The sequence below is a fragment of the Desulfovibrio sp. genome (assembly GCF_035644575.1).
Taxonomy (GTDB): domain Bacteria; phylum Desulfobacterota; class Desulfovibrionia; order Desulfovibrionales; family Desulfovibrionaceae; genus Desulfovibrio.
The window spans coordinates 1-10,078 of sequence record NZ_DASQOG010000211.1 but is presented as its reverse complement, the minus strand read 5'-3'; the positions used below and the strand labels follow the sequence as shown (position 1 = coordinate 10,078).

At 58.3% G+C, this 10,078-nt stretch carries 10 protein-coding genes; all 10 read left to right on the top strand.

All coding sequences use genetic code 11. The annotated features are described in order from the left end of the window. Positions 1 to 88: 88 nt before the first annotated feature. The 10 genes from VEZ52_RS11875 to VEZ52_RS11830 all read left to right on the top strand — a co-directional run bounded on the left by VEZ52_RS11875 (position 89) and on the right by VEZ52_RS11830 (position 10,010). Complete coding sequence (locus VEZ52_RS11875) at positions 89 to 1,060, top strand: nine-heme cytochrome c (protein ID WP_324836998.1); 972 nt, start codon at positions 89 to 91, stop codon at positions 1,058 to 1,060. A gap of 27 nt (positions 1,061 to 1,087) precedes the next feature. After that, positions 1,088 to 2,200 (top strand): sulfate respiration complex iron-sulfur protein HmcB, encoded by a 1,113-nt coding sequence (hmcB, locus tag VEZ52_RS11870; RefSeq protein WP_240823880.1) that lies wholly within the window; start codon positions 1,088 to 1,090, stop codon positions 2,198 to 2,200. Then, on the top strand, positions 2,201 to 3,415 hold the full coding sequence (gene hmcC, locus VEZ52_RS11865; protein WP_298992576.1) for a sulfate respiration complex protein HmcC: 1,215 nt from the start codon (positions 2,201 to 2,203) through the stop codon (positions 3,413 to 3,415). A gap of 23 nt (positions 3,416 to 3,438) precedes the next feature. Next, positions 3,439 to 3,588 (top strand): hypothetical protein, encoded by a 150-nt coding sequence (locus VEZ52_RS11860; protein ID WP_022657922.1) that lies wholly within the window; start codon positions 3,439 to 3,441, stop codon positions 3,586 to 3,588. A gap of 458 nt (positions 3,589 to 4,046) precedes the next feature. Further along, positions 4,047 to 4,460: a nucleoside diphosphate kinase regulator gene (gene rnk / locus VEZ52_RS11855; RefSeq protein WP_324836997.1), complete on the top strand. Its 414-nt coding sequence runs from the start codon at positions 4,047 to 4,049 to the stop codon at positions 4,458 to 4,460. 74 nt (positions 4,461 to 4,534) lie between these two features. Continuing rightward, entirely contained in the window at positions 4,535 to 5,599 is a 1,065-nt protein-coding gene (locus tag VEZ52_RS11850) for a lipid II:glycine glycyltransferase FemX (RefSeq protein ID WP_324836996.1), read from the top strand. A 253-nt stretch (positions 5,600 to 5,852) separates the two neighbouring features. After that, on the top strand, positions 5,853 to 6,104 hold the full coding sequence (locus tag VEZ52_RS11845; protein ID WP_022657919.1) for a HypC/HybG/HupF family hydrogenase formation chaperone: 252 nt from the start codon (positions 5,853 to 5,855) through the stop codon (positions 6,102 to 6,104). Between the two features lie 353 nt (positions 6,105 to 6,457). Beyond that, positions 6,458 to 9,274 carry an isoleucine--tRNA ligase gene (ileS, locus tag VEZ52_RS11840; protein WP_324836995.1) on the top strand — a complete coding sequence of 939 codons (2,817 nt, stop codon included), beginning with the start codon at positions 6,458 to 6,460 and terminating at the stop codon, positions 9,272 to 9,274. 5 nt (positions 9,275 to 9,279) lie between these two features. Beyond that, the gene (gene lspA / locus VEZ52_RS11835; RefSeq protein ID WP_209818755.1) at positions 9,280 to 9,807 is read left to right on the top strand and encodes a signal peptidase II; all 528 of its coding nucleotides are present in this window, start codon (positions 9,280 to 9,282) and stop codon (positions 9,805 to 9,807) included. Continuing rightward, a complete protein-coding gene (locus tag VEZ52_RS11830) occupies positions 9,804 to 10,010 on the top strand; it encodes a PLDc N-terminal domain-containing protein (protein WP_022657916.1) in 207 nt (68 codons plus the stop codon). The genes lspA and VEZ52_RS11830 overlap by 4 nt, the downstream gene beginning before the upstream one ends. Positions 10,011 to 10,078: the final 68 nt, after the last annotated feature.

The following is a 10,078-nucleotide window of genomic DNA, read 5'->3' as shown; positions in this document are numbered from 1 at the left end:
CCCCCGTAGGGATCGGGGGTACGGAGGAACCCGCTGCAATGTATGCGGCGGGCGTTGGGGTAATGTCTGATTGCAAAAGGACAAGCACATGAGGAACGGCACATCACTGCTTTTGCTGGCGGCTCTGGCCCTGGCGGGCGCGGCGTGTCTGACGGCGCTCGGAGCTGGATCGGCCACGGCCGCAGCTTTGGAGCCGACAGACAGCGGCGCGCCGTCGGCCATTGTCATGTTTCCGGTAAGCGCCAAGCCCAATCCCAAGGGCGCGGCCATGAAACCTGCGGTTTTCAATCACCTCGTTCACGAGAAAAAGATTGCCAACTGCGAAACATGCCACCACACCGGCGATCCTGTGGCCTGTAGCACCTGCCACACTACGGAAGGCAAGGCGGAAGGCAATTTCGTGACGCTTGACCGCGCCATGCATGCCACCAATATCGCCAAACGCGCCAAGGGCAACACCCCTGTGAGCTGCGTGAGCTGTCATGAACAGCAAACCAAAGAACGGCGCGAATGCGCGGGCTGCCACGCCATTGTGACGCCCAAGCGCGACCAGGCATGGTGCGCCACCTGCCACAATGTTACGTCTTCCATGACGCCGGAGCAGATGCAGCAGGGCATCAAGGGCAAGCTGCCCCCGGATCAGAACGAAGCCCTGGCCGCTGAAACCGTGCTGAACCACAAGACCGTGCAGCCCCTTACCGCCATGCAGGGCCCCTACAAGGTGAGCATTGATGCGCTGGCCGACAAGTACGAGCCCAGCAACTTCACGCACCGCCGCCATGTGGCCTCCCTTATGGAACGCATCAAGGGCGACAAGCTGGCCGAAGCTTTCCACAACAAGCCCGAGACTCTGTGCGCCACGTGCCACCACAGAAGCCCGCTTTCGGCTACGCCTCCCAAGTGCGGCAGTTGTCACACCAAGGAAATCGACCCTGCCAATCCCAACCGTCCCAGCCTCAAGGCCGCCTATCACCTCCAGTGCATGGGTTGCCACCAGGGTATGAACGTGGGTCGTCCTAAGAACACCGACTGCACCACTTGTCATAAGGCCCGCCCGTAGGGCGCCTAACTGCACGGAGAAACGCATATGAATCGCAGAAAATTCCTGGCCATCATGGGAAGCGCGGGCGTGATTTCGGCATTGGGCACTGCCAAGGTGGCCAATGCCGGGGTGCACACCTTCCCCTACTATGCAGACAGCTACGGCGTGCTGCATGACACCACGCGCTGCATCGGCTGCCGCCGTTGCGAAGAAGCCTGCAACGCGGTGAACCACCTGCCCAAGCCCAAGAAACCCTTCACCGACCTTTCGGTGACTGCCACCAAGCGCCGCACTTCGGCCTATGAGTGGACAGTGGTTAACAAGTACAACGTCAACGGCAAGGACGTGTTCCGCAAGTTGCAGTGCTTCCACTGCAACGACCCGGCCTGCGCCTCCGCCTGTTTTGCCAAATGCTTCCAGAAGCAGCCCGACGGCAGCGTGACCTACGAAGGTTCGCAGTGCGTGGGCTGCCGGTACTGCATGGTTGCCTGTCCCTTCTACGTGCCGGGCTTCCAGTACGACGAGGCGTTCGATCCCCTGGTGCAGAAGTGCACCTTCTGCGAACCCCGCCTCAAGGAAGGCAAGCTGCCCGGTTGCGTGGAAGCCTGCCCCATGGACGCCCTGACCTTTGGCCGCCGCAGCGACCTGATCAGGATTGCCCGCTCGCGCATCACTGAAAATCCCGGCAAGTACGTGAACTACGTTTACGGCGAACACGATGCCGGCGGTACCGCATGGATGGTGCTTTCTCCTGCCGTGGCTGCTCCTGCCGCCGCCAAGGACGCCAAAGCCCATGATGCCCACGCCGACACCAGCGAACTCAAGCAGCTTGGGCTCGACAAGCACCTGGGCACGCAGCCCATGGGCGAATTGACCTACGGCGCGCTGGGTACCGTGCCCATGATCGTGGCCTTCTGGCCTGTGCTGTTTGGCGGTGCTTACGCCATGACCAAACGCCGCGAAGCCATCTTCAAGGCGGAGAAGGACGCACACGTCAAGGAGACCAAGGACGATCTGGCCGCAGCCGTTGACGCAGCAGTGCGCAAGATTGAGGAAACCCAGGGTCCGGGCGCTGCCGACACAGCCCGCCGCGCAATGACCGACGCCTTGAAGGCTCGGGAAGCGGAGTGCTGCAAGGAGCACGGGGAGGATAAATAAATGGCACACCACAGCATAGTTATTCCCACCAGGGACAAGCTGTTCAATATCAGCGAATTCCTGACGCCCACCCCTGGCAACATCATTTCTGCCATCATTCTGGCCGTGGGCTTTGTTATCACCGTTATCCGCTTTACCGTGGGCATCGGTTCCGTCACCAACCTCAGCGATGTGCAGCCCTGGGGCATGTGGATCGGCTTTGACCTTCTGTGCGGCGTGTGCCTTGCAGCGGGCGGCTATTTTACCACTGTCGCCTGCTACATCATGGGCATGAAGCACTTCCACTCGGCGGTGCGTCCGGCCATCACCACAGCCTTTTTGGGCTACGCCTTCGTGGTTATCGCCCTGCTGTACGATCTGGGCCATCCGCTGCGTCTGCCTTTCATGTTCTTCTTCCCCGGCACCACGTCCGTTCTCTTTGAAGTGGGCCTGTGCGTGGCGACCTACGTTTCCGTGCTGCTCATCGAATTCTCGGTGGCCCCGCTGGAATGGATGTCCTGCCGCTACCCCTGGCTTATCAAGATCCGCAAGATCGTGGTCAAGTGCACCATTCCGTTGACCATCTTCGGTGTGACCCTGTCCACCCTGCACCAGTCCTCGCTGGGTTCGCTCTACCTGATCTCCCCCGGCAAGGTCTTCCCCCTGTGGTACTCGCCCTTCATGCCCATGTTCTTCTTTGTGAGCTCCATGGCCGCTGGCGCGTCCATGGTTATCTTTGAAGGCATGCTGGCCCACCGTGGCGTGCATCACTACATGGACAAAACCCACCTGCGCGAAGCTGACGACGTGACCTTCAGCTTTGCCCGCGCGGCTTCGTTCATTCTCTTTGCCTACTTCATGCTCAAGCTTATCGACATGCTTGTGCAGGCCAACTTCCCCTACCTCTTCACGGGTTACGGGGCCTGGTGGCTGGTGGAAATGCTGGGCTTTGTGCTGATGCCCGCCCTGATCTACGCCAAGGGCGCGCGTGACCGCAATCTGACCCTGTGCCGCATTGGCGCGACCAACACGGTGCTGGGCATCGTGCTGAACCGCTTCAACGTTTCCATGATCGCCTTCAACTACAACTTGCCGTCGGCGGAACGCTACTTCCCCAGCATCTGGGAAATCTGCATCTCCATGTTTGTGGTGACCATGATCGTCACGGTCTACCGCTTTATCGTCTACAACATGCCGGTGCTGTACGAACACCCAGACTTCAAGGGCGAGCACTAAGCCGCGCGTAGGAGGAGAATCCCATGGAATTCAATACTTTCTATCAGTATTTTCTCTTCACGAAGAGCTGGGCTTATGTGATGATGTTCGTGGTACTGCCCCTTTACGTGCTGTACTGGAACTTCGTCCTGTTCCCCGAGAAGAAAGAGCGTAACAACAACTCCAAGCACTAGTCTGCTTGGGGTACGAAATCACAAGGGCGGAACCGCAAGGCTCCGCCCTTGTTTTTTGCCCTGCGGGGTGTGTTATCCGCAGGCCGAAAAAATCATACGCATTAAATTAATTGATAATTTCATACCTGAAACAAAGTTTTGCTTTTGTGCTTGCACATACACAGGCCAACTGTTAGGCTAAGCTGATACAAAGTTGGATATCTGGGCGGCAAGTTTTCCATATAAAGGAAAGCTGCCCTTTTTTCTGCATCCATACGCTTTTTTTAGAACAGGACAATACAATGCGTTTCTGCGTTTCTTTTGCAAAAAACATTTCCAGCGAAGTGACAAAACTTCGCGGCTTTTTTGCAACCTGATAACGCCCGCATAACTACAATTCACGAAAAAGAGGGCGTACCGGTTACGCCCTCTTTTTTTATGCAACGTGCGCTGCCTTGCGCAGCGCACTGGAGGAAAACATGAAAGAATATCCCAATATTACCATCACGAGCAAAGACGCTGCGCGGCTGGAAACCCTGCTGGAAACCCTGCCCGCCGACGGATTCCCCGGGCGCAAGGCCCTGGAAGAAGAGCTCTACCGCGCAAACGTTGTGGCCCCAGAAGAAGTGCCGCCCTCGGTAGTGACCATGAACTCCACTGTGCGTTTTGCCATGCTGCCTTCCGGCACAGAGCGCCGCCTGAAGCTGGTGTACCCCGGCAAATCAGACGCCAGCGAAGATTCCATTTCCATTCTGGCGCCTGTGGGCAGCGCGCTGCTGGGGCTTTCCGAGGGCGATGACATCCGCTGGCCCAACCCCAACGGCGGAACCCTGCACCTCGTAGTGCAGAAAGTGGAAGACCAGCCGGAACGCGCAGGGCACTACGACCTGTAAGCTCATTCCAACAGCCGTTGCCGATGCCAGCGGGAACGGAACAACCTTATTCCCCACCTATGCGAGGAGGTATCATGGTGGATGTGATCGCCAAGGCGACTAACGAACTGAATCCGACAGACATACTGTTTCAGACTCCCTACTGGGCGCAGGTCAAATCGCATATGGGCATGGCCCCCCTGGCTTTTGACATTCATTCTACAGAAACCTGGGGCGACGTGCTGGTGCTGATAAAAGACCATTGCGGGCACAAGATGGCTCTTGTGCCGCAGGGGCCGGAGTATGCGCCTTCAGAGGATTCATACGGGCAGTATCTGGAAGACCTCTCCGTTGCCCTGGCAGACCGGCTTGAACCGGACGTGGCCTTTATCCGCTACGACCTGCCGTGGAAATCCCTGTATGCGGACGAAATGCAGGAGCAGGGATGGTGCGCCTTTCCTGAAGCGCGCATACGCGAAATGCGTATGAACATGGGCACCAGATTCTGGAACTTCAAAAAGGCTTCCGCAGACATGACTGTGGCCAGTTCGCTGGTGGTTGATCTTGACGGCAGCGAAGACGACATCCTTGGCAGAATGAAGCCCAAAACCCGCTACAATATCGGCCTGGCCCGACGCAAGGGCGTGACTGTGGAAAAAGCGGACAGCAGCAATCTTGCTGATTTTTACGGCCTGTATGAACAGACCGCCAGAAGAAACGGCTTTGCCCCATGCAGCAGCAAACAGTTTTCGGCCATGTTCCGATGCAATTTCGGCGCAAAGGATGAAGCAGATATTGTATTTTTGCTGGCCCGGCACGGGCGCGATATCCTTTCCGGCGCTATCATCGGCATCTCAGGACAACACGCCAACTTTCTGTACGGGGCATCGGGCAATATCAAGCGCAACTACATGGCCTCCAGCCTCATGCACTGGACAGGCATGCGCATTGCGCGACAACTGGGCTGCCGTAGTTACGAAATGGGGGCTGTTTCGCCCACGCCTAATGCCACCCACCCCTTCAACGGGTTGCACCAGTTCAAGGTCGGCTTTGGCGGCCGCATCGAACTGCGGAGCGGCTCGTGGGACTATCCCCTGAATCAGGGGGCATACCGCGCCATACAGAATGCCGAGGCTATGTACAGGGAACTTGGTGCATGAAGGGAACTGTTGCGTACACCACGCGCATAAGGGCACGTCATACCTGACGGCTGTGGCAGGGGCTGCGCAACGGGCTGGCAGCCATATATGCTGCACTGATCCGGGCAACACTTTCCGTTGCGTCCCCCTGCCGCCACTTCGTCAAGGCACCTTGCGTGAAGCTTGCCGCGCTGATAAGCTGAAAATCTGCGGAACAGTCGCGGCCTTGCAGCCGGGCATTCAGTGATTATCTGCCTTTCAAGAGGTACCAAATATGTGTCTTGCCATACCAGCCAGAATTGAAGAACTCCAGGGAGAGGGCATGGCCCGCGTGCGCGTGGGCGAAAGCTCCACCTTTCTCACCGCCTCTATCATGCTGCTGCCCGAAGAACCCAAGGTCGGCGATTATGTGATCGTACACGCCGGTTTTGCCCTGCACACCATGACGCCGCAAGAAGCGGAAGACAGCCTTTCGGCACTGCGCGAACTGGCCCAGGCCATGGATGGCGCTCCGGCAAACTTCTGACGGCCTGTTCCGCATAATTATGCGGTCATTGCTGCGGAACAGAAAATCCCGGGCGTTTCACTCCTGCGCGCAACGCGTCTGAAACGCCCTTTTTGTTGGTGCTCCAAGAGTATGAGCCTGCTTTTTCGTTCATAAAGAGGCGCATTTTGCAAGGCGGGTTGCCATGCAGCTATACACCATCAGTGCGATCTGCCAAACATTTTCATGCTCAGCCTGCGCACTTACAGGCCACGCCAGCAGGCACGCAGTGCCCTGCTCTTCTTGACTTTGCCCCGCTCTTTGCCCACAGTAGAGCGATTTTTTCACCGTACTATATTGCCAAGTCCTTGAGTTGAACTGTGCCGGGAGCCAGCATGAGCGATTATAAGAAAACATTGAACTTGCCTCAGACCGCCTTTCCCATGAAAGCCAACCTGGCCCAGCGTGAGCCGGAAACCCTGAAAAAATGGGATGCCATCAACAGCTACGAAGCAATGGTTGAAGCTTCCGGCAGCAAGGGAACCTACGTGCTGCACGATGGCCCTCCCTATGCCAACGGGCACATCCACATGGGCACGGCCCTGAACAAGATTCTCAAGGACATTATTGTTAAATCGCGCAACATGGCGGGTTTTGCCTCGCGCTATGTGCCGGGTTGGGACTGTCACGGCCTGCCCATTGAGCACAAGGTAGAGCAGGAACTGAAAGAAAAGAAAAAGACCCTGCCCGCCCATGTGGTGCGCAAGCTCTGCCGCGACTACGCCTCCAAGTGGATTGACGTGCAGCGCAAGGAATTTCGTCGGCTCGGCGTGCTCGGCAACTGGGAAGATCCCTACATGAGCATGCGCCCCACCTACGAGGCCGCCACCGCCCGCGAGCTTGCCAACTTTGTGGAAACGGGCGGCGTCATGCGCTCCAAAAAGCCCATCTACTGGTGCTGCTCGTGCCATACGGCCCTTGCAGAGGCAGAGGTGGAGTACTACGACCACACGTCCCCTTCCATCTTTGTGCGCTTTCCCTTGCAGGATGATGGTCTGAAAAAGGTCTTCTCCGCTGCGGATCCCGCCCATGCCTTTGTGGTCATCTGGACCACCACCCCCTGGACGCTGCCGGACAACATGGCCGTGTGCCTGCACCCCGAGTTCACCTATGTTCTCGTGGAAGTGGACGGCGCGCAGTACGTGCTGGCCGAAGAACTGCTCGCCTCCTGCGCGGAGCAGTTCGGCTGGAGCGAACCCAAAATCCTTGGCCGCGCCACCGGCGATCAACTTGAAGGCCTCAAGGCCCGCCACCCCTTCTACGACCGCGTGTCGCCCATCATTCTGGGCCAGCACGTCACCCTTGAAGCTGGCACGGGCTGCGTTCACACCGCCCCCGGCCATGGCCGCGAAGACTACGAAGTGGGCCTCAAATACGGCCTCGAGATCTATTCGCCCATGGACGATGCCGGACGCTTTTTGCCTACGGTGCAGTTTTTTGCCGGGTTGAACGTTTTTGAAGCCAACCCCAAGGTTATCGAAAAGCTTGAAGAAGTCGGCGCATTGCTGCGCCAGGCCAAGATCAAGCACTCCTACCCGCACTGCTGGCGCTGCAAGCAGCCGGTTATTTTCCGCGCTACCACCCAGTGGTTCATCAGCATGGAAAAGAACGACCTGCGTGGGCGCGCGCTCAAGGCCATTGACGAGCAGGTGCGCTGGATCCCCGCCTGGGGCCGCGAACGCATCCACAACATGATCGAATTCCGGCCTGACTGGTGCATCTCGCGCCAGCGCCAGTGGGGCGTGCCCATCATGGCCCTGCTCTGCGAAGACTGCGGCGAAGCCTGGAACGACCCCAACTGGATGCGCGACATCTGCGACCGCTTTGCCAAGCACCCCACCGGCTGCGACTACTGGTACGAGGCCGAGCTTTCGGAAATCGTGCCGGAAGGCCTTGCCTGCCCGCACTGCGGCGGCAACCACTGGAAGCGCGAAACCGACATCCTTGACGTGTGGTTTGACTCCGGCACCAGCTTTGCCGCCGTGCTGGAACAGCGGCCCGAGCTTGCCTACCCCGCCGATCTCTACCTTGAAGGTTCGGATCAGCACCGGGGCTGGTTCCACAGTTCCCTGCTGGTCAGCGAAGGCACGCGCCAGCGCGCGCCCTACAAGGCTGTGCTCACGCACGGCTATGTGGTGGACGGCGAAGGACGCAAGATGTCCAAGTCCATCGGCAACGTCATTGCGCCGCAAGAGCTCATTGAAAAGTTCGGTGCAGAAATCGTGCGCCTGTGGGTTTCTTCAGTGGAATACCGCGAGGACATCCGCATTTCCGACGAAATTCTTGGTCGCCTTGTGGATGCCTACCGCCGCATCCGCAACACCTGCCGCTTTATCCTTGGCAACCTTGAAGGCCTCGGCAAGGATGATCTGCTGCCGCTGAACGAGTTGATGCCGCTTGACCGCTTTGCCATTGACGCTGCGGCCCGGGTGCATGACCGTGTGCAGCAGGCCTATATGGATTTTGACTTCCACAAGGTCTACCACACCCTGCACAACTACTGCGTGACCGACCTTTCGTCCATGTATCTGGACGTGCTGAAAGACCGTCTCTACGCCTCCGGCCCCGCCAGCGCGGAACGCCGCTCGGCCCAGACCGCCCTGTGGCACATCCTTGGCCTGTTGCTGCGCGACATGGCCCCGGTACTTTCCTTCACTGCGGAAGAAATCTTTGCGCATCTGCCCGAAGGCCTGCGCGGTGCGGAACCCACGGTATTTGCCCTTCAGCCAATTGAATCTGCCCCGCTTATGCTTGACGAAGGCACGCGCGACGACTGGAACGTGCTCGCCGCCGTGCGCGGAGCCGTGACCAAGGCCATTGAACCCATGCGGCGCGATGGCGTTATCGGCCACTCGCTCGACACGCGCGTGACCCTCTTTGTGGCAGACGAACTGCGCCAGCGCCTTGAGGGCCTGAACACAGACCTGCGCGCCTTCTGCATTGTTTCGCAAATCGCCATGCAGCCCCTTGAAAGCGCACCGCAAGGCGCGTACTGCGATGAAGAAATCGCCGGGCTTGCCATCGGCGTGGAAAAGGCTCACGGCGAAAAGTGCGAACGTTGCTGGATTTACAGCACGGAACTTGGCACCGACGCGGAGCATCCCACGCTCTGTCCCCGCTGCACAGCCGTTATCAAGGCCATGGAAGCGTAACAGGAATGCCAAGGCGTTATCGCATACTCGGCATAGCGGCCATTGTCGCCCTTGTTCTCGATCAGGTGAGCAAGTGGGCTGTCATGCAGTTCATACCCGAGCACAGACCCATCACGGTCATTGCCGGGCTGTTTGATCTGGTCAACATCCGCAATCGCGGCGCGGCCTTTGGTTTTTTGAACCGGTCAGACATTGAGTGGCAGTTCTGGCTTTTTCTCGCTGCCACGGTAGTGGCAGTGTGGGCCATTGTCATGCTGGTGCGCAGCTCGGACGAAGATCCCTGGCTGTTCGCGGCCCTTGGGCTTGTGATGGGCGGCGCGCTTGGCAATCTGGTTGACCGCGTGCGCTTTCGCGCCGTGGTGGACTTTCTGGATGTCTATTGGGGCGACTGGCACTGGCCAGCCTTCAATATAGCCGACTCGGCCATATTTGTGGGCGCGGTGCTGGCCTGCCTGATTCTCTGGCGCAAGCCCCAGGCCGTCGCCAGCGACAAAGGCGGCAAACCAACCCCCGGCAAGGGAGGAACCGCATGATTTTTCATTGGTGGCATGTGCTTGTGGTAATGTTCCCCATGATCCCGACATTGTGGAGCATTCTGCACATATGGGGACATGAGTTTGAAACCCCGCAACAGCGCGCCCTGTGGCTTGTGCTGGTAGTTTTTCTGCCATGTGTGGGGGGAATCATCTATATTTTCACCGGACGAAAAAAAGTTCTGGGAAAAGTGCAAAATTGAAAGAGGGTACTATGCGCACACTCCGTACTATGTACATCCTGACTCTGGCTTGCGCGGCGCTGCCTTTG